Here is an 18,007-nt window from a genome sequence, read left to right as displayed (position 1 = left end):
GCTACGAGCCGCCCCCGACACTTTCCCGGAGTCCGTACCGGGGGCGGGCCTCGGCGGGGACGAGGTCGACGTAGTCGGGGTGCTTCTCGATCCAGCCCCGGACGAACGGGCAGTCCGGGTACACGGCCAGGCCGCGCTTCCGGGCGTCGTCCAGCGCGAACCGGGCCAGCTTGCCGCCCAGACCCTGGCCCTCGTACATCGAGTCGACCTCGGTGTGGGTGAAGGTGATCCGGCCCGGCTCGGCGCGGTAGTTCGCGAACCCCGCGAGCCTCCCGTCGACGTGGATCTCGAACCTGGACCACTCGGCGACGTCCAGGACCATGGGCTCCGTCATGCCGACGATCCTCCCAGGCTCCCGTGCGGCACGTACGAGGCGGGGATCACGCCGAGCTTCCCCTTCTGGTAGTCCTCGAAGGCCTGCAGCACCTCGGCCCGGGTGTTCATCACGAACGGCCCGCCCCACGCGACCGGCTCGCGGATCGGCCGCCCGCCGAGGAGCACGACGTCGAGCGCCGGGGTGCGCGAGTCCTGCCCGCGGTTCCCGGACACGGTGACGAGGTCGCCGGGCCCGAACACCGCCAGCTGTCCCTCGCGGATCGGCCGGTCGTCCTTCCCGACGGTACCGGCGCCGGAGAGCACGTAGACCAGGGCGTTGAAGTCCCGCCGCCACGGCAGCCGCATGCGGGCGCCCGGCGAGACCGTCGCGTGCATCATCGCCATCGGCGTGTACGTCGACCCCGGGCCCTCGTGCCCGGCGAGCGAGCCCGCGATCACCCGGATCAGGGCGCCCCCGTCCGGCGTGGTGAGCAGCGCGGCCTCGCGGGCCCGCAGGTCCTGGTACTTCGGCTCGAGCCACTTGTCGGCCTTCGGCAGGTTGACCCACAGCTGCAGGCCGTGGAACAGCCCGCCGCTCGCGACCAGGGCCTCCGGCGGCCGCTCGATGTGCAGCAGACCGCCGCCCGCCGTCATCCACTGCGTGTCGCCGTTGGTGATGCTCCCGCCGCCGCCGTGGCTGTCCTGGTGCTCGAACTCGCCGTCGATGATGTAGGTGACGGTCTCGAAGCCCCGGTGCGGGTGCCAGGACGTGCCCTTCGGCTCGCCCGGCGCGTACTCGACCTCGCCCATCTGGTCCATGTGCAGGAAGGGGTCGAGATCGCGCAGGTCGACGCCGGCGAAGGCGCGCCGGACGGGGAAGCCCTCGCCCTCGTACCCGCGGGGCGCGGTGGTGACGGACCGGACACCGCGGTCGAGGTCGGTGGGTCCGGGCTCGGGGACGCGCGGCAGCGCGGCGACGTCGGCGACGGTGACGGCGGGCATCGGGACCTCCCGGGTCGGCGGGCATCTGGTTGAGCCCGCAAGTACCGGGCTCAACCGTACCGTGCCGCCGCCTGTTCCCGGGCGTTCCACCGACCGGATGATGGGGCCGTGGATCGACCCGTCCGGCCCGCCACCCTCGACGACCTGCCCGCCGTCGCGGCGCTCTACGCCCCGTACGTCGAGCGGACCGTCACGACGTTCGACGAGGACGTCCCCGACCTGGACACCTGGCGGGCCAAGCTGGCCGCGCTCACCGCCGGCGCGCTGCCCTTCCTCGTCGCCGAGCTCGACGGCCGGGTGGCCGGGTTCGCGTACGCCTCGCCCTGGCGCGGGGCCAAGCCGGCCTACCGGCGCACCGTCGAGAACAGCGTCTACCTCGAGGAGGGCGCCGGGGGACAGGGCCTGGGCGGGGCGCTGCTCGGCCGGCTGCTCGAGGAGTGCCGCGCGGCCGGGTTCGAGCAGGTCGTCGCGGTGATCGCGGATCCGCGGGGCAACCCGGCCTCGGTCGCGCTGCACCGGCGGGCCGGGTTCCGGGAGGTCGGGGTGCTGCGCGGGGTCGGGTACAAGCACGGGCGGGTCCTCGACACCGCGCTCTGGCAGCGGTCGCTCACCGACGCGGAGTGATCGTCGGACGGTCTCGACGGGCCGCGCCCGCCGGACCAGACTGACCCGGTCGCCCCGCACCGGCGCGGGGCCGGACCGGAGGGGGCCGCGTGGCCGAGCCGACCGTCGTGCTGGAGAAGCTGTCGTTCCTGGAGGGCCCGCGCTGGCGCGGGGGCCGGATCTGGGTGAGCGACTTCTACACCCACCGGGTGCTCAGCGCCGAGCCGGACGGCAGCGACCTGCGGGTCGAGGCCACCGTGCCGGCCCAGCCGTCCGGGACCGGGCTGCTGCCGGACGGCCGGGTGCTCGTCGTGTCGATGCGGGACCAGAAGATCCTGCGCCGTGAGCACGACGGCACGCTCGTCACCCATGCCGACCTGAGCGGGCTCGCCCGCGGGGTGCTCAACGACATGGCGGTCGACCGGGAGGGGCGCTGCTGGGTCGGGTGCTTCGGGTTCGACCTGATGGCGGGCGGCGACCTGGAGACCGCGGTCCTCGTCCGGGTCGACCCGGACGGCTCGGCCGAGGTCGTGGCCGACGGGGTGTACTTCCCGAACGGCACGGTGGTCCGGGACGACACGCTGATCGTCGCCGAGAGCTTCGGCAACCGCATGTCGGCCTTCGACATCCGCCCGGACGGTTCGCTGGGCGGTCGGCGGGACTGGGCCCGGTTCGGCGACCTGCCCACCTCGCGGAACATCGGCGAGATGCTGCCGGGGCTCGCCGTGGTGCCGGACGGCATCGCCGAGCCGGACGCCGAGGGCGCGATCTGGGTGGCCGACGCCGACCACCACCGCGCGATCCGGGTCCGCGAGGGCGGGGAGATCCTCGACCAGATCACGCTCGACGAGCTGCAGACCTACGCCGTGGCGCTGGGCGGCGAGGACGGCCGCACGCTCTTCCTGGCCGCCGCCCCGAGCTTCCTCGAGCACGAGCGCCGGGACACCCGGGACGCGGTGCTGCTGTCGACGCGGGTCGAGGTGCCGCTCGCGCAGTAGGTTCGCGGCGTGCCGTCCCTCGACGAGCGCGCGTGCCGGGAGCGGCTCGCGGCGCACCCGGTCGCCCGGCTCGCGACGCTGCGCGCGGACGGCACGCCCCGGCTCGTCCCCGTCACCTACGCCCTCGTGGACGGCCTGGTCTGCTCGGCCGTCGACGAGGTGAAGCCCAAGCGCGGCCCGCGGCTGGCCCGGCTCGCCGACGTCGCGCGGGACCCGCGGGCCGCCGTCGTCGTCGACGAGTACGCGGACGACTGGACGCGGCTGTGGTGGGTCCGGGTCGACGGCACCGCGGCCGTCCACGAGACCGGTGAGTTCCGGGAACGGGCGCTCGACGCCCTGCAGGCGAAGTACCCGCCCTACCGGGACGCCCGGCCGCGGGGCCCGCTGCTGGTCCTGACCCCGACGGCGATCACCGGCTGGTCGGCGCGCTGACCCGGCCCGTGCTCGCGGCCGGGACCAGTCCCAGGCGGCGGAGCAGGCCCAGCTCGTCCAGCCGGCCCCAGCGCTCGACGATGCGGTCGCCCTCGAGCCGGAAGACGTTGATCCCCGCCAGCTCGACGGTCTCGCCGGTCGGCGGGACGCCCAGGAACTCGCCCCGGTGCGTGCCGCGGGCGGTGAACCGCTCGACCACGACGTCGCCCTCGGCCACCAGCTGCTCGACATCGCTGTGCCAGTCCGGGAAGGCGGTCCGGAACAGCGCCGCCGCCCTGCGCAGGGCCTCGCGGCCGGAGGGCGCGTCCGGGACGGGTGGGTCGTGGTCGACGTAGTGCGGGGCGAGGTAGCGGTCCACGGCGTCGAGCTCGCCGCGCGTGAAGAGTGCCTGGATGAACTCGTCCACGAGCTGCTTGGTGCGGGCGAGCCGTTCGCCGGTGGTGTCGGTGGCGGTTCCAGTGGTGGTGTCTGTGCTGGTGTCTGTGCTCATGGCGGGAGGGTCCGCTCGTTCCCGGCCGGGGACCATCCCAGGGAAGTGGGGTGGCGTCCGGTTGCGGTGGGGTCGACACTGCCCCGATGGCCGGGTCGGTGCACCACGGGCAGGCCGAACGCGACCTCGTCCGGCACTGCCACGCGGGCCTTCCGCTGCCGGACCTGCGGGAGCGGGTGCTGCGGTCGTTGCGCCGGGTGGTGCCGGTCGACGCCGCGTTCGTCGCCACCGCGGACCCGGCGACGTTGCTGTTCACCGGCGCCCACGCGGAGGAGCCGCTGGCGGGCTCGACCGCCCGGTTCCTGGAGAACGAGTTCTCCGGGGCGGACGTCAACCGGTTCGCCGGGCTCGCGACCGCGCGCCGGCACGTGTCCTCGCTCGATCTCGCCACCCGCGGCGACCGCTGCGCGAGCCCGCGGTACGGCGAGATCATGCGGCCGCTCGGGCTGGGCGACGAGCTCCGGGCCGCGCTGGTGGCCGGCTCCGAGTGCTGGGGTTACCTCTGCCTGCACCGCGCGGACGGCGGGCGGGGCTTCACCGCCCGCGAGCTCGAGCTGGTCGCCCGGATCGGGCCGCACGTCGCGGCCGGGATGCGGGACGCGACGGCCCGGGCGGCCGCTCTGGCCGGGCCGCAGCGACCGGGCGTCCTGATCGTGTCCGACGACCTCGCGCTCGTGGCGAGCACCCCGGAGGCGGACGTCCTGGTGGAGGTGATCGACGACGGGCCGGGGGAGCTGCCGGTGGCGGTGCAGGCGCTGGTCTCCGCGCTGCTGGCGGCGGAGCGTGGCCACGGACCGATGCCTCTGGGCTCCACCGTGCGCACCCGGACCGGGGAGTGGCTGCACCTCAGCGCCTCCCGCCTGACCGGTGCGGCCGGCCGGTCCGTCTCGGTGGTGCTCGACCCGACGCGTCCCGGTGCGGGTGCGGCGGCACGGCTGGCCGGGCTCGCCCTCACCCCACGCGAGGCGGAGATCGCGACGCTGGTGCTTCGCGGACGGTCGACCCGGGAGATCTCGGCGACGCTCTACATCTCCCCGCACACCGTCCAGGACCACCTCAAGTCCGTCTTCGACAAGACCGGCGTCCGCAGCCGGCGCGAGCTCGTCGGGCTGCTCCTCGCCGGACCCGACCACTGACCGGCGGCTACAGGTCGCGCAGCCAGCCCGCGACGGCGGCGTCGACCAGCGCCGGGCGCTCGAGGTGCGGGGCGTGGCCGCCGTGGACCAGGAGCAGGTCGGTGGTGCCGCGGGCGGCGTCGCGGACCGCCTCGACGTGCACAGCGGTGCCGTACGGGTCGGCGTCGCCCTGGATCCCCAGGACCGGACAGGTGATCCCGGCGAGCTCGCGGCGCAGGTCCCAGTCCCGGAACGCCGGCTCGAGCCAGACGTCGTTCCAGTTGCGGAAGCACACCTCGGCGTCCCGGTGGTGCCGCGCCATCCGCCGGGCCAGGTCGCCGGACTCGAAGGCGCGCTTGGCCTCCTCGATCGCCCGCAGCCCGATGTCCTCGACGATCACGTGCGGGGCGAGCACGACGAGCCCGGACACCGGCAGGGCCGCCGCGGCCAGCAGCGCGATCGACGCGCCGTCGCTGTGCCCCACCAGGACCGGCTCGCCGAGGTCCAGGGCCTCGACCAGGGCCGGGACGACGGTCGCCGCCTCCTCGTGCGCGAAGCGGACCGTGCGCTTGGCGGGCGGCAGGTCGGAGAAGCCGTGCCCGAGCCGGGAGTAGGCGACCGCCCGCCGTCCCGTCGCGTCGGCGACGCGGCGGTGGAAGCCGCGCCAGAGCCCCGCCGAGCCCAGCCCCTCGTGCAGGAACAGCAGCGGCGCGCCCGGGCCCGTCGCCGGCACGTCCTCGTACTCGTAGGCGGCGCCGTCGATCTCGACCCGGGGGAGCTCGCTCACCCCCGCGAGTCTAGGAGCGTGATCAGCCTGTGCGGGGCCACGGTGCGGTAGGCGTCCGTGACGAGCTCGGCGATCTCGTCCCAGTCGACCTCGACGTCCAGCCGCACGCCCACCCACCCGCGGGTGCCCACGTAGGGCGGCCGGAAGAACCGCTCCGGGTCCGCCGCGACCAGCTCCTCCTGCACCCCGGGCGGCGCGGCGCACCAGAAGGCGAGCCGGTCGTCGTGGTGGTGGTCGGCGAAGGTCACGAAGGTCCTCCGCACGAACCAGGTCGGCTCGCCGTGGCTGATCTTCTCGGTGACCTCGGGCAGGGCGAGGCAGAGCGACCGGAGCCGGTCGAGCGGGCTCCCGCTCACGGCGCCGCCGGGCGGTAGGTCCCGAAGCACCAGACGTTGCCCTCCGGGTCGGCGACGGCGAACTCCCGGGACCCGTAGGACTGGTCGGTCAGCCCGTACACCAGCTCCGCGCCGGCGCCGACGGCCTTGTCGTGCAGGGCGTCCGGCGTGTCCGTGGTGAGGTACAGGACGGCCCGGCCGGTGTCGAAGCGGTCGTCACCGGAGCCGGACCGGGTGCCGATCATGACCGCGGTGTCCTCCCAGAACACCTCGGCGTGCGCCACCGACCCGTCGTCGGCGGTCGCGACGTGGCCGGGGGCCAGCCCGAGGGTGCCGGTGAGGAAGTCGAGCGCGGCGCGGGGGTCGTCGTAGCGCAGTGTCACGTGGATGCCCATGCCGGAGAACCTAGGAGCCCGGGACCGGCGCGGCTTGAAGGAATGCGCGGCGGTAGGCGATCGGCGTGACCCCGGCGAGCGCGCGGAACTCCCTGGTCAGGTGGGCCTGGTCGGAGTACCCGCACTCGGCGGCGACCGCCGCGAGGTCCGAGCGCGGACCGGGACTCCCGAACGGGCCGCCGCCGACCACCAGCCCCGCCGCCCGCTCGAAGCGCAGGACCCGGGCGGCGGTCTTCGGGGCGAGGCCGACCTGGGCACGGAACCGGTCGAGCAGGTGCCGACGGCTCCAGCCCGTCTCCGCGGCCAGCTCGGCGATCCCCAGGTCGCCCGCGCGGCGGACCAGCGCCCGCCACGCCCAGGCCACCTCCGGGTCCGGCCGGCGCACGGTGTCGTCGAGCAGGCGCCCGGCGAGGAACGCCTCGAGTCGGGCGAACCGCCGCGGCCAGTCCGGGTCGGCGCCCAGCCGCTCCGGCAGGGCCTCGAGCGCGGGGGCGTCGAGCTCCCCGAGCGCCGGGACCGCGCCGGTGAGCTCGATCGTCGGGCGCCGGAGCAGCACGAAGACCCCGAGCGGGGTGAGGTCGACCTGCATCCCGTGCTGGTGGCCGCGGAACTCGGTGTGCACGGCCGCGGTCTGCATCCCGGCCAGGAACGACCGGGGTGCGCTCGGGCCGGCCGGCCCGTGCAGCCGCAGCGGTTCCCCGAACCCGAGGATCAGCGCACACGACCCGACGGGCGCCTGCAGCCGTCGCAGCGGCGCCGCGCTGTACTCCCGGTAACCCTGCAGCCGGCGGACGTAGCGGCGCAGCGCGGGGTGCGCCGCCCTGGTCACGTACTCGGCCGCCTCCACCGCCCGAGTGTGGCCCGTATCGCACGACGGACGCGAGCCCCCATAATGCGCGGATGCACGGCCCGCAGGCAGAGCTCGCGGCGGACGTCGTCGCCGATCTGCCCGTCGGGCTGTTCGCGCTCGACGCCCGCGGCTCCGTGCTCCTGTGGAGCGCCGAGGCCGCCCGGCTCACGGGCTGGTCCGCCGACACCGTCCTGGGGCGCAACGGCATCGACCCGGTCCGGCCGCCCGTCGACCTGGCCGCCGCCCGGGACATGCTCGCCCGCGCCCGGTTCGGGCGGGTGAGCGACGCGCTGCCCGCCGTGGTGCCCACCGGACGCCTCCTCTACGTGCACGCCGCGCCCGGGTCCGGCGAGGTCGCCGTCGTCGGGGTGCTGCAGGACGCCACGGACGCCCGGGCGGGCGTCGAGGCCTTCTCGCTGCTCGACGCGCTGTGGCAGAACGCGCCGGTCGGGTTGGCGTACTTCGACCGCGACCTGCGGTACCGGCGGGTGAACTCCGCGGTGACCACGATCGACGGCGGCACGGCCGACGACCGGATCGGCCGCACCCTCGAGGACGTGCACGGCGAGACGGGCGCCCGGATCGCGGTGCTGCTGCGCCGGGTGCTCGACGAGGAGCGACCGCTGACCGAGACGCCGTTCACCGGGCGGCTGTGGCACGGCCGCGGCCCGGAGCAGTCCTGGATGGTGAACTGCTACCCGGTCCGCGACCGCGACGGCTCCGTGCTCGGCGTCGGGCTGGTCGTCGTCGACATCACCGAGACCGAGCGCACCCGCCGGGAGCTCGCCGAACTGGCGGCGGCCCGCGAGTCGCTGCTGCGGCGCTACCGCAGCCTGATCGACGCCACCTCCGCGGCGGTGTGGATCCGCGAGCCGGACGGGAGCGCGCGCGAGGACTCGCCGAGCTACCGGGCCGTCACCGGGCAGGCCCCGCACGAGTACGCGGGCTGGGGTTTCCTCGAGGCCCTCCACCCGGAGGACCGCCACAGCAAGCGCGGGGCCTGGGAGGCCGCCGTCGTGCGCGCCCGGGCAGGCCACGACGCGGGCTTCGAGCACGTGCACCGGCTGCGGGCGACCGGCGGGAGGTACCGGTGGTTCCGGTCGCGGGCCGTCCCGGTGCGCGAGGGCGGGCGGCTCGTCGAGTGGGTCGGCACCGAGACCGACATCGACGACGAGTTCCGCTCCCGACACCGGCTGGACGTCCTGGCCGGGGCCACCCTGGCCGTGAACAGGGCGCTGGACCCGGAGACCGAGCTGCTGGCCCTGGCCGATGCCGTGGTGCCGGAGTTCGCCGACCTCTGCCGGGTCTACCTGGTCGACGAGGCCCAGCCGCTCGAGCCCGGCCGCCCGGTGCACGGGCGCCGGTCGGTCACCCGGGCCGCGCCCGGCCTGCCCCCGGTCCCCGGCGACATCGGCGGCGACGGCGCCGCTCGGTTCGTCTTCGGCGCCGACCACCCGCTGGCCCGGTCCGTGCGGACCGGGCGCCCGGAGCTGGAGCTGGACCCGCTCGAGGTGGAGCACTGGGCCGGCACCCCGGAGATGTACACCTGGGCCCGCGAGGTCCGGATGAACTCGCGGCTGGTCGCGCCCGTGATCTCCGGGGGCCGGGTGATCGCGGGCCTGCTCTTCGCGAGCTGCGGCGAACGCTTGCCCTACACCGCAGACGACCTGGCGCTGGTCACCGAGCTGGCGGCGCGGGCGTCCGCCGCCGTCGAGCACGGGCGGCGGTTCCAGCAGACCCGGCAGGTGTCGCTCGCGCTGCAGGAGTCGATGCTCACCGAGCCGCCGGTGATGGCCGAGATCGGCATCGGCGGCATCGAGGTCGCCGCCCGGTACCGGCCCGCCGCGGCGGAGCTGGAGGTCGGCGGCGACTGGTACGACGTGTTCCGGCTGCCCTTCGGGGACCTCGCGCTGGCCGTCGGCGACGTCGCCGGGCACGACCTGGCGGCCGCCGCGACGATGGGGCAGCTGCGCAGCATGCTCCGCGCGCTGGCCTTCGACAGCGACGGCGCCCCGTCGGACGTGCTGCGCCGGCTCGACCGGGTGGCCTCGCGGCTCGACGTCACCCGCTTCACCACACTGCTGCACGGGCGCGTCCTGCTGCGCGGCGACCAGCGCGTCTTCCGCTGGTCCAGCGCGGGGCACCCGCTCCCGCTACTGGTCGGGCCCGGCCGGACCGCCCGGTACGCGAGCGGTGCCGTCGACGTCGTGCTGGGGGTCGATCCGGACCGGCTGCGGCACGACCAGGAGGTCGAGCTGGCCCCGGGGGAGACCCTCGTGCTCTACACGGACGGGCTCGCCGAGCGCCGCGACGACGTCGACGACCGCGGCGCCCGCGAGCTGCTCGCCCTCGCCGGGGCGGGGGCGCACCTGGACCTGGAGGCCTTCTGCGACCACCTGGTGTCGGGCTCCCCGGCCGACACCGGCGACGACGTCGTCGTGCTGGCGGTGCGGTGCCGGGCCTGATCCGTACCCGACCCGGTCGGACGTAGGCTCGGCGCGTGATCGATCCGGTCGCGCGGGCGTCGGCCCTCGCCGCCCGTGGGCGGGCCCTGCTCGGGATCGCCGGCGCGCCCGGCTCGGGCAAGACGACGCTGGCGGCCCACCTGGTCGCGGCCGTGCCCGGCGCGGTGCACGTGCCGATGGACGGCTTCCACCTGGCCGACGTCGCGCTCGACGAGCTCGGCCGGCGGGACCGCAAGGGCGCCCCGGACACCTTCGACGCCGCCGGGTACCTCGCGCTGCTGCGCCGGCTGCGGGCGGGGGAGCCCTGGCCCGTGTACGCGCCGATGTTCGAACGCGACCTGGAGCAGCCGCTGGCGGGCGCGATCGCGGTCCCGCCCGACGCCCCGCTGGTCGTGACCGAGGGCAACTACCTGCTGCTGCCCGACGAGCCGTGGCCCGCGGTGGCGGCCGAGCTCACCGAGACCTGGTTCTGCGACCTGCGCGAGGACCTGCGGCTGCGCCGGCTGGTGGACCGGCACGTCCGGTTCGGCAAGGCCCCGGCCGCCGCGCAGGAGTGGGTGCGGCGGGTCGACGGGCCCAACGCCGAGCGGGTCGCCGCGACCCGGGACCGGGCGGACCTGGTGGTGCCGAGCGCGGTGCTGGAGACCCTGGGCCCCTGACCGGGGCTCGGCCGACCGCGGCCCTGATGAACGCGCGCCCTGTTGATGGCGGCTCGGCTCGGTTGATCTGCTCGGCGGGACGCGCTCAGCGCCAGGGGGCGACGCGGGCGCGGCGGGAGAGCCGCACCTCGCACTCGATCCCGGCGGGGTCCAGCCCGGTGAGCACCGCGATCAGCTCCCGGGCGGCCGCCTCGGCGTCCCGGAGGTCCCGGACCGAGGTGGCGGCCTCGATCTCCGGCACGTAGAGCACCAGGCTGCGGTCCGCCGGCCAGGCGTCGACCGCGAACCGTCGTGAGGTGCTCACGCGTTCCACGGTAGCCGCGCCCGGGCGGGCCCGGGATCGTCCGGACCGGTGCGGACGACAGGAACCAACCCCGGACCAACCCCAGACGGGCCCCGGACGGGCCCCGGACGACTGCGACCACCCCCCGACCACCGGGTCGGCTCCGGACGACCCCGGATCGCTCAGCCGCAGGGCGTGATCGAGCAGTCCTGACGCTGGGCCGTCGGCGGGGCGCCGGGTGCGGGGGTGGCCGCGCCGTCCTCGCCCGGGAACAGCGGGTCCTCCCCGTCGGGCAGGGCGGCGCTGCCGGGTTGCGGCTCCGTCGTCGGGGCCACCGGCGTCGGCGGGGGCGGCGGGACCTCGGAGGACTCGGAGGACGGGCTCGGCGGCGCGCTCGAGGTCGGGGTCGGGGTCGGCGTCTCGTTGGGCGGCAGGTCCGAGGGGGGCTCGCCGATCGGTTTGTAGGTGCCGAAGCCCTCGGTCTGCGGCTCCTCCTCCACCGCCTGCTTCATGAACGTCTGCCACACCTCGCCCGGCAGGGTCTTGCCCTCCACCGGGGTGCCCGAGGCCGTGCGGATCGGCGAGTTCATGTCCGTGCCGATCCACACCGCGGTGGCGAGGTCCGGGGTGAAGCCGGAGAACCAGGCGTCGTTGTTCTCACCCTCGAACCGGGACTGCACGGTGCCGGTCTTGCCCGCGACCGGTCGGCCGATGCCGAGGCCGTCGTTCGGGACCACGCCGAGCATGGCCTCGATCGTGTTGCGCGCGACCTGCTCGCTGAACCGGCGCTCGCCCTGGGACTCCGGCGCCTCGTAGAGCACCCGGTCGTCCGCGGTGACGACCTTGGAGATGAAGTGCGGGGCGTGCCAGACACCGCCGTCGGCGATGGTGGCGTAGGCCGACGCCAGCTCCAGCGGCGTGACCTCCTTGTTGCCGAGGGCGAGCCGGGCGTCGGGGTTGTCCAGCGGGGAGGTGATGCCGGCGGCCCGCGCGGCGGCGGCGACGTTCTCCGGCCCGACCTTCGCGGCCAGCTTGGTGAAGATGACGTTGTTGGAGATCGTCATGGCCTGCTTGAGGTCGCAGCGCGGGCAGTCGGCGCCGTCGGCGTTGCGCAGGCCGGTCTGCTCGCTGCCGTCGAACACCGTGCCGATCCCGATCGGCGGGTCGTGGCTGAGCGCGGCGAGCACCACGAACGGCTTGAACGTCGAGCCCGGCTGCTTGCTCACCCGTGCGTAGTCGAGCCCGACGCCGTTCTCCCCGCCGTAGTAGGCGCTCACCCCGCCGGTCCTCGGGTCGATGGCGACGACGGCCGAGCGCAGGTTGTCGGGCTGCCCGGCGAGGGTCTTCTGCGCGCTCTCGACCGCCCGTCGTTGCTGCTCCGGGTCGATCGTGGTCGTGATCCGCAGGCCGTCCTGGGCCATCTCCTGGTCGGTGATGCCCAGCGAGTCCAGCTCCGCCTTCACCGCGTTGACGACGTGCCCGCGGCTGTCCGAGTAGGAGCCGCTGCCCGGTGCCGCCTTGCGCTGCTGCGTGGCGGGGAAGGTGGCGGCGGCACGGTCGCCGGGCGCGAGCCAGCCCTGGCCGACCATGCCGTCCATCACGAAGTCCCAGCGCTGCACGGCCTTCTGCGGATCGATCGCCGGGTCCCAGCGCGACGGCGACTGGATGACGCCGGCCAGCAGCGCGCCCTCCGCCACGGTCAGCCGCCCGACGTCCTTGCCGAAGTAGGCCTGGCTCGCCGACTGGATGCCGTAGGCGCCGCGGCCGAAGTAGATCGTGTTCAGGTAGTCGGTGAGGATCTCGTCCTTCGACTTCTCCTGGTTGACCTTCAGCGACACGATCAGCTCCTTGTACTTGCGCCACAAGGAGACCTGGTCGCCGACCAGGGCGTTCTTCACGTACTGCTGGGTGATCGTGGACCCGCCGCCGACGCCGCCCTGCAGCTGGTTCCACACCGCCCGCAGGATGCCGCTGAAGTCGAAGCCCGGGTTGGAGTAGAAGCTTCGGTCCTCGGCGGCCAGCACGGCCTCGCGGACGTGCACCGGGATCTGGTCGACCGTGACCTTGGTCCGGTTGCCCTGCTCGGGGACGAGCCGGGTCAGGTCGGTGCCGTCGGCGTAGGAGATGGTCGCGACCTGGTTGTTGACGGCGTCGTCCGCGGTCGGCACGGAGAAGGCGACCCAGCCGATCCCCAGCGCCAGCAGGGGCAGCAGGACGAGCGCGCCGAGGCCGCCGAGGACGCCCCACTTCACGTGCCTGCGCCGCCGGGCGGCGCGCTGGGCCGGGGTGAGCGGCCTGCGGTGCGCGGACCCCCCGACGAGCCGGCGGCGCAGCAGCTCCAGCGGGCCCTGCGGGCCGGTCTGACCGGTGTCCTCGCCGGCGCGGGTCAGGCCCGTCGCGGTCGCCGTGGCCTTCCGCGGGTCCGGGGTCTGCCACCAGCCGACGGCGGAGCGCGAGCGGGACCGGCGGCTACGGGAGCGGGGGACCGCGGAGCGCCGGGTCCCGTCGGTGCCGTCGGTCCGCTCGGCTCCGTCGGTGCGGGCTCCGTCGGTGCGGGCGGTGTCGGTGCGGGCGGTGTCGGTGCGGGTGGCGGCGGTCCGGTCGGTCCGGGGGCTCTGCTGCGCGCTGCGCGAGCGGTCGGCGGCCGGGGGCTGCGCCTGCCCGCGCGAGGGGACCGACCGGGAGGGACCCGGTTCGCCCGCGCGGCGGGGCGGGGGCGGCAGGGGCCGGCCGGAGCCGGGGGTGCCGGCGAGTGGTTGCGGGCGGCCCGGGGCGGTCGGCCGCGCGGGCGGGACGGAGCGGACCGGCGGGGCGGTCCGGGGACGCGGGTGCTGCGGCGGCGGGCCCTGCCGGCCCGCGCGCGGCGCCGGTCCGTGACCTCCTCCGGGCACTCGCACGTCCCTCCCCGTCGTCCGCCGTCCGTTCCCCGGCCCGGTGGCCGTGGCGGGACGGGCGGCCGGGCCGGCCTCGGCCGTGCGGAGCACCCGTCACGACCGTTCGGGCCCGCGCGACCGTTCTGGGAGGTCAACGGGCCACCCCGGGGGCACGGTGCGGCCGGAGATCGAACTCACCCGAATGACGGCATCCCGACCGCGTGCCGTCGGGCCTGTCGGCGACGGTGTGTGACGATCTCGCGCGTGGACTGGGCCGGACGGATGTGAGCGAGGCGGCGGGGGAGATCCGCAGGCTCCGGCAGGCGAGGATCACGGGGGATCGACGGCGATCACGGGAGCGAGGGAGCTCGGATGGGGCGCACCGGCACGGTGTCGGGGATCATGGGCGTTCTGGCGGCGACGGGCGCGCGCCGGCCGGTGCTACGGCGCTGGCCGACGTCCGTGGCCCAGATGGCCGCCTGCACGCCGGCCTCGGAGATGCCGGTGGCGGACGCCCTGGCGCACGCCGCGCTGGCGGCCGGCGGGGTCGCGGAGCTGGTACACGGTCCGCGCGACGCCCGGTCGGTCGCGTCCGCCCTCGCGACCGTCGGCACCAACGCTGCCGCCGTGGCGGCGCTCGTCGGGCTCGTCGCCGACGCCCGCCGCTCGGCCCTCGTCCTGCAGGAGGCGCTGGCTCCGCTCGGCGTCACGGGGCTGGACCGGCCGATCCCCCGCGCGCTCCGGCGCGTGCGCGAGTGGCGGCAGGGCGCGGGCCGGTACGTCGTGGCGCAGGACGTGGCGTACGGGCCCGAACCCGAGCACCGGCTGGACGTCTGGGCGCGGCGTGACCTGCACCTGCTGCGCGACGGCGGGCCGGCCCCGGTCCTGCTGCAGGTGCACGGTGGGGCGTGGACGCTCGGCTCGCGCACGAAGGAGGCGGTACCGCTGATGGCCCACCTCGCGGCCCGCGGCTGGGTCTGCGTGACCGTCGACTACCGACTCGCGCCCGCGGCGCGGTGGCCGGCGATGATCGTCGACGTCAAGCGCGCCCTCGCCTGGGTCCGCGAGCACGTCGCCGGGTTCGGCGGCGATCCCGGGTTCGTGGCGGTGACCGGCGGGTCCGCCGGCGGGCACCTGGCCGCGCTCACCGCGCTGACCCCGAACGACCCGGCCTACCAGCCGGGTTTCGAGGAGGCGGACACCTCCGTGCAGGCGGCTGTGCCCTTCTACGGCGTGCACGACTTCACGGCCGACGACCAGGGCCTGTGGACGCTGCTCGAGGGCAAGGTCATCGGGACCAGCTACACCGCCGACGAGGCCACCTACCGTGCGGCCTCGCCGGTGCACCGCGCCGGGCCCGAGGCGCCGCCCTTCCTCGTGGTGCACGGCGACACGGACACGGTGGCGGGGGTGGGGCAGTCGCGGCGGCTGGTCGCCCGGCTGCGGGCGGTGTCCCGCGAGCCGGTCTGCTACGCCGAGCTGCCGCACGCCCAGCACGGCTTCGACGGGCTCCCGACCGCGCGCACCGCGTACACGGTGCGCGCCGTGCACCGCTTCCTCACCGCCGTGCACACGCGGGCCACCGCGACCACCGGCTGACGGGGCGGGTCAGGGGGTGAGGAGGGCAGCCATCCGCTCGCGCAGCAGGGTGGCGGCCGAGTAGGGCCGGACCATGACGGTGAGCTCGGCGACACCGTCGGGTCCCTCGCGCAGGATGTCGACGCCCTCCAGCTCCCGGTCGCCCACCCGGGCCCGGAAGACCAGCACGTGCCCCGCGTCGCCGGTGAACTCGTCCGTGTAGCGGAAGTCCTCGAACACCTGCACGACCGCCCGCAGGATCGCCCGCAGCGCCTCCCGCCCCTCGTACGGCCGGTGGACGATCGGGGAGTGGAACACGGCGTCCGCGGAGAAGAGGTCGGTGGCCGCGTCGGCGTCGCCCCGCTCGACCGCGGCCCGGAAGGCAGCTGCGCTCACGCACCCATCCGACCACTCCGGACGGGACCGGCGCCAGCCGGCCGCCCACGCCCGACCGCGCAGGCGTGTGCAGCGTCACGCGGATCAGGTGGGGTCCGGACGGGTGCGATGCGGGGGCCGATCGCCGGGTGATCGGCGGCCGTCCGCTCCTCGCCGGGACGGCTGCACCGGCGACGCCCGAGCGGCCGGCCCCGGCGATTTCCACGGGGAGAGCGCCGACGGCTCGCCGGCACTCAGCCGGACGGCCGTGCGTGGCTCGTGCCCCCGGTCGTGCGGGAATGGGCCGGAAAGGTGGGTCCCCGGGCTTCGCTCAGGTTGTGAGAGAGTTTCGCGTGCCCGTTCCGGACAGTGTGATCGACACCCTGGGAAAATTGCCCGGGGTGTCGTACGCCTGCGTTCTGGAGCGCGATTCGCGGACAATTCTCACCGCCGCCGGGAATGACGATCCCGGCCTTTCGCCGGACGAGATCGTCGACGCGTTCGACGGTGCCGCCGGGGTCGGCGGCCCGCGTGGCGGCGCGCTGCACACGGTCGTCGTGACCGGCGCCCGGATCGTGCAGGTCCTCGCCCCGCTGCCGCTCGCGGACGACTCGGCGGGCGTGCTGTACCTCCGGCTGGTGCGGGCCCGCGCCACCCTCGCCTCCGTGCTCCGCGAGGTGGAGCGCGCGACCCGGGGCCGCACCCCGCGTCCGGTGGGACAGGCGCCGGGGGGCCTGACCGCCATGCCCGCCGCGAGCCGACCCACGGCGAGCCGGGGCGCCGCGCCGTCCGCGATCCCCGGCGTGTCCCCCGTGCCGCCCGCCGCGGGGGGTCCCTCGACCCGGTCGGACCGGCGTCCCTCCGCTCCGCCACCCGGCGCGCGACCGATCCCCGTGGCCCGCGTCTCGGGTCCCGGCCGTCCGGTCGTCCCGAGCGCGCCGCCGCCTCCGACACCGCCGTCACCGCGTTCGGCCCCGCGGTCGGCGCCGATGCCGCCTCCGGCCCCGTCATCGACGACGCCATCACCGGCGCCGTCGCCGGCTCCGTCGCCGGCTCCGTCGCCGCCGGCGACGCCGGCCGCGCTCCCGTCGGCCGCCGTGCTGGCCGCCCCTCGGGTGGCGACGGTGACGAACACGGCCGACGCTGCGGCGACGGCGCCCCTCGGGCCCGATGACGATCTCTCCTTCGGGACCGGCGCGGCGGAGGCGCACGTACCGATCGCCGTCCCGCCGGCGCCTCGCGTCCGGGTCGAGGAGCGGGCCGAGCCGTTCGCGAGGAACCGCACGCCCTTGCTCGCGGCGGAGTTCTTCGCGGCGGCACACCGGGCCCGCCCGCCGCTGCCACCCGAGTCCGTGCGCGGGGTCCGGGGTGTCGAGCGGGCCGCGGGGTGGGACGTCGCCCCCGAGAACCGGACCCCGCGCGACCCGCGGCCGGGTCCCCCGACCGAACGGCTGTCGGCGGCACCCGGGGTCGCCCGGCGCGCCGCCCCGGGGTCGGGACCCGCGCCGGTCGAGGACGACGACCCGAGCACGGCGCGGGCGGCCGACGCCGCCCCTGCCACCGATGCCGCCCCTCCCACCGATCCCGCTGCTGCTGCCACCGGCCCCGCCGCTGTCACCGACGCCGCTGCTGCCACCGACGCCGCTGCTGCCACCGACGCCGCCGCTCCCGCCGACACCGCCCCTCCCGCCGGCGCGCTGCCGCGGCGCCGGGGCGACACGGTGATCCCGCCCCCACGTGGGCCCGACGACATCGACCAGGAGCGGCGGTGGGCCACGGACCTGCTCACGCTGCGCCGGTTGGCCGACGGTCTGCGGAGGCGATTGCGCTGATTTCCGGCCGTCGGGTGCACGCCCTGCGCCGCGCCCGCGATCCACCGTTTTCCCACGGCCCCGGGAATCCACCCCCCGGCGCTCGCCGCAACGATTCTGCGATACCCTTCAGGTTCCCCCGTCCCACCATTTCGAGACCGCCGGAAGCCGTTCCCCCGACCGGCGGTCGGAGGCAGACAATGAGCTCCATCGAGCATTCCCTGGACATGGCCGCCAACATCAAGGGCGCGTTCGCCGTCGCCGTCGTCGACTACGAGAGCGGCATGATGCTCGGCTCCCGCGGCGGCAGCGCCGAGTTCGACCTCGAGGTCGCGGCCCCCGGCAACAGCGACGTCGTCCGGACCAAGATCGAGGTCTCCCAGAAGCTGGGTCTGCGCGAGCAGATCGAGGACATCCTGATCACGCTGGACAACCAGTACCACCTGATCCGGCTGATCCGCGGCCTGCCGGACGAGAAGCTCTTCTTCTACCTCGTGCTGAACCGGGCGCAGGCCAACCTGGCCATGGCGCGGCGTGACCTGCGCGTCATCGAGCAGGAGTTCTACATGTCGCACCCGAACGCGGGCGCCCGCGCGCCGCAGGGCGACAACCAGTACTTCCAGACCAACGCCCACCGCTGA

General features: G+C 75.7%; 19 protein-coding genes. 9 read left to right on the top strand and 10 right to left on the bottom strand.

Going from position 1 to position 18,007, the window contains the following annotated elements:
- Position 1: 1 nt before the first annotated feature.
- Both ABD990_RS10920 and ABD990_RS10915 read right to left on the bottom strand, forming a co-directional pair.
- A complete protein-coding gene (locus tag ABD990_RS10920; RefSeq protein WP_345380216.1) occupies positions 2-334 on the bottom strand; it encodes a GNAT family N-acetyltransferase in 333 nt (110 codons plus the stop codon).
- Positions 331-1,317, bottom strand: a complete 987-nt coding sequence (locus tag ABD990_RS10915) for a pirin family protein (RefSeq protein ID WP_345380215.1) — start codon at positions 1,315-1,317, stop codon at positions 331-333. The genes ABD990_RS10920 and ABD990_RS10915 overlap by 4 nt, the downstream gene beginning before the upstream one ends.
- A 108-nt stretch (positions 1,318-1,425) precedes the next feature.
- On the opposite strand from ABD990_RS10915, the gene ABD990_RS10910 reads away from it, so the two are divergent.
- The 3 genes from ABD990_RS10910 (at position 1,426) to ABD990_RS10900 (ending at position 3,350) form a co-directional block, all read left to right on the top strand.
- Positions 1,426-1,941: a GNAT family N-acetyltransferase gene (locus ABD990_RS10910; RefSeq protein ID WP_345380214.1), complete on the top strand. Its 516-nt coding sequence runs from the start codon at positions 1,426-1,428 to the stop codon at positions 1,939-1,941.
- 89 nt (positions 1,942-2,030) lie between these two features.
- Positions 2,031-2,918: an SMP-30/gluconolactonase/LRE family protein gene (locus ABD990_RS10905; RefSeq protein WP_345380212.1), complete on the top strand. Its 888-nt coding sequence runs from the start codon at positions 2,031-2,033 to the stop codon at positions 2,916-2,918.
- A 9-nt stretch (positions 2,919-2,927) separates the two neighbouring features.
- Positions 2,928-3,350, top strand: coding sequence for a TIGR03668 family PPOX class F420-dependent oxidoreductase (locus tag ABD990_RS10900; protein WP_345380211.1), 423 nt, complete (start codon positions 2,928-2,930; stop codon positions 3,348-3,350).
- Here ABD990_RS10900 and ABD990_RS10895 read toward each other — a convergent pair.
- Entirely contained in the window at positions 3,328-3,840 is a 513-nt protein-coding gene (locus tag ABD990_RS10895) for an ester cyclase (protein WP_345380210.1), read from the bottom strand. The genes ABD990_RS10900 and ABD990_RS10895 overlap by 23 nt on opposite strands.
- Before the next feature lie 86 nt (positions 3,841-3,926).
- On the opposite strand from ABD990_RS10895, the gene ABD990_RS10890 reads away from it, so the two are divergent.
- Positions 3,927-4,976, top strand: a complete 1,050-nt coding sequence (locus tag ABD990_RS10890) for a LuxR C-terminal-related transcriptional regulator (protein ID WP_345380209.1) — start codon at positions 3,927-3,929, stop codon at positions 4,974-4,976.
- Positions 4,977-4,983: 7 nt separating this feature from the next.
- Here ABD990_RS10890 and ABD990_RS10885 read toward each other — a convergent pair whose 3' ends face one another.
- Genes ABD990_RS10885 through ABD990_RS10870 form a run of 4 tightly spaced genes read right to left on the bottom strand, consistent with a single transcriptional unit; the run spans position 4,984 to position 7,319 of the window.
- A complete protein-coding gene (locus tag ABD990_RS10885; RefSeq protein WP_345380207.1) occupies positions 4,984-5,742 on the bottom strand; it encodes an alpha/beta fold hydrolase in 759 nt (252 codons plus the stop codon).
- On the bottom strand, positions 5,739-6,098 hold the full coding sequence (locus tag ABD990_RS10880; RefSeq protein ID WP_345380206.1) for an MmcQ/YjbR family DNA-binding protein: 360 nt from the start codon (positions 6,096-6,098) through the stop codon (positions 5,739-5,741). The genes ABD990_RS10885 and ABD990_RS10880 overlap by 4 nt, the downstream gene beginning before the upstream one ends.
- A complete protein-coding gene (locus tag ABD990_RS10875) occupies positions 6,095-6,472 on the bottom strand; it encodes a VOC family protein (RefSeq protein WP_345380205.1) in 378 nt (125 codons plus the stop codon). Before ABD990_RS10875 ends, ABD990_RS10880 begins: the two co-directional genes overlap by 4 nt.
- Before the next feature lie 10 nt (positions 6,473-6,482).
- Positions 6,483-7,319, bottom strand: a complete 837-nt coding sequence (locus ABD990_RS10870) for a helix-turn-helix domain-containing protein (RefSeq protein WP_345380204.1) — start codon at positions 7,317-7,319, stop codon at positions 6,483-6,485.
- Between the two features lie 53 nt (positions 7,320-7,372).
- Between ABD990_RS10870 and ABD990_RS10865 the strand changes: the two genes are divergently transcribed.
- Both ABD990_RS10865 and ABD990_RS10860 read left to right on the top strand, forming a co-directional pair.
- Complete coding sequence (locus ABD990_RS10865) at positions 7,373-9,787, top strand: SpoIIE family protein phosphatase (RefSeq protein WP_345380203.1); 2,415 nt, start codon at positions 7,373-7,375, stop codon at positions 9,785-9,787.
- Positions 9,788-9,822: 35 nt separating this feature from the next.
- Positions 9,823-10,446, top strand: coding sequence for a nucleoside/nucleotide kinase family protein (locus ABD990_RS10860; RefSeq protein WP_345380202.1), 624 nt, complete (start codon positions 9,823-9,825; stop codon positions 10,444-10,446).
- Between the two features lie 85 nt (positions 10,447-10,531).
- Here the strand turns inward: ABD990_RS10860 and ABD990_RS10855 are convergent, their stop codons facing one another.
- Together ABD990_RS10855 and ABD990_RS10850 are read right to left on the bottom strand one after the other, a co-directional pair.
- Entirely contained in the window at positions 10,532-10,750 is a 219-nt protein-coding gene (locus tag ABD990_RS10855; protein WP_345380200.1) for a hypothetical protein, read from the bottom strand.
- 161 nt (positions 10,751-10,911) lie between these two features.
- The gene (locus ABD990_RS10850) at positions 10,912-13,620 is read right to left on the bottom strand and encodes a transglycosylase domain-containing protein (RefSeq protein ID WP_345380199.1); all 2,709 of its coding nucleotides are present in this window, start codon (positions 13,618-13,620) and stop codon (positions 10,912-10,914) included.
- Positions 13,621-13,974: 354 nt separating this feature from the next.
- On the opposite strand from ABD990_RS10850, the gene ABD990_RS10845 reads away from it, so the two are divergent.
- Positions 13,975-15,201, top strand: a complete 1,227-nt coding sequence (locus ABD990_RS10845; protein ID WP_345380197.1) for an alpha/beta hydrolase fold domain-containing protein — start codon at positions 13,975-13,977, stop codon at positions 15,199-15,201.
- Positions 15,202-15,210: 9 nt separating this feature from the next.
- Here ABD990_RS10845 and ABD990_RS10840 read toward each other — a convergent pair whose 3' ends face one another.
- Complete coding sequence (locus ABD990_RS10840; RefSeq protein ID WP_345380196.1) at positions 15,211-15,576, bottom strand: nuclear transport factor 2 family protein; 366 nt, start codon at positions 15,574-15,576, stop codon at positions 15,211-15,213.
- A gap of 1,103 nt (positions 15,577-16,679) precedes the next feature.
- Here ABD990_RS10840 and ABD990_RS10835 point away from each other — a divergent pair.
- Both ABD990_RS10835 and ABD990_RS10830 read left to right on the top strand, forming a co-directional pair.
- Positions 16,680-17,387 (top strand): hypothetical protein, encoded by a 708-nt coding sequence (locus ABD990_RS10835; RefSeq protein ID WP_345380194.1) that lies wholly within the window; start codon positions 16,680-16,682, stop codon positions 17,385-17,387.
- Positions 17,388-17,566: 179 nt separating this feature from the next.
- Positions 17,567-18,007 carry a hypothetical protein gene (locus tag ABD990_RS10830; protein ID WP_345380193.1) on the top strand — a complete coding sequence of 147 codons (441 nt, stop codon included), beginning with the start codon at positions 17,567-17,569 and terminating at the stop codon, positions 18,005-18,007.

The sequence above is a fragment of the Pseudonocardia yuanmonensis genome, from assembly GCF_039542425.1.
GTDB classification, from domain to species: Bacteria; Actinomycetota; Actinomycetes; order Mycobacteriales; family Pseudonocardiaceae; genus Pseudonocardia; species Pseudonocardia yuanmonensis.
This window is presented reverse-complemented; position numbering and strand designations above follow the sequence as displayed.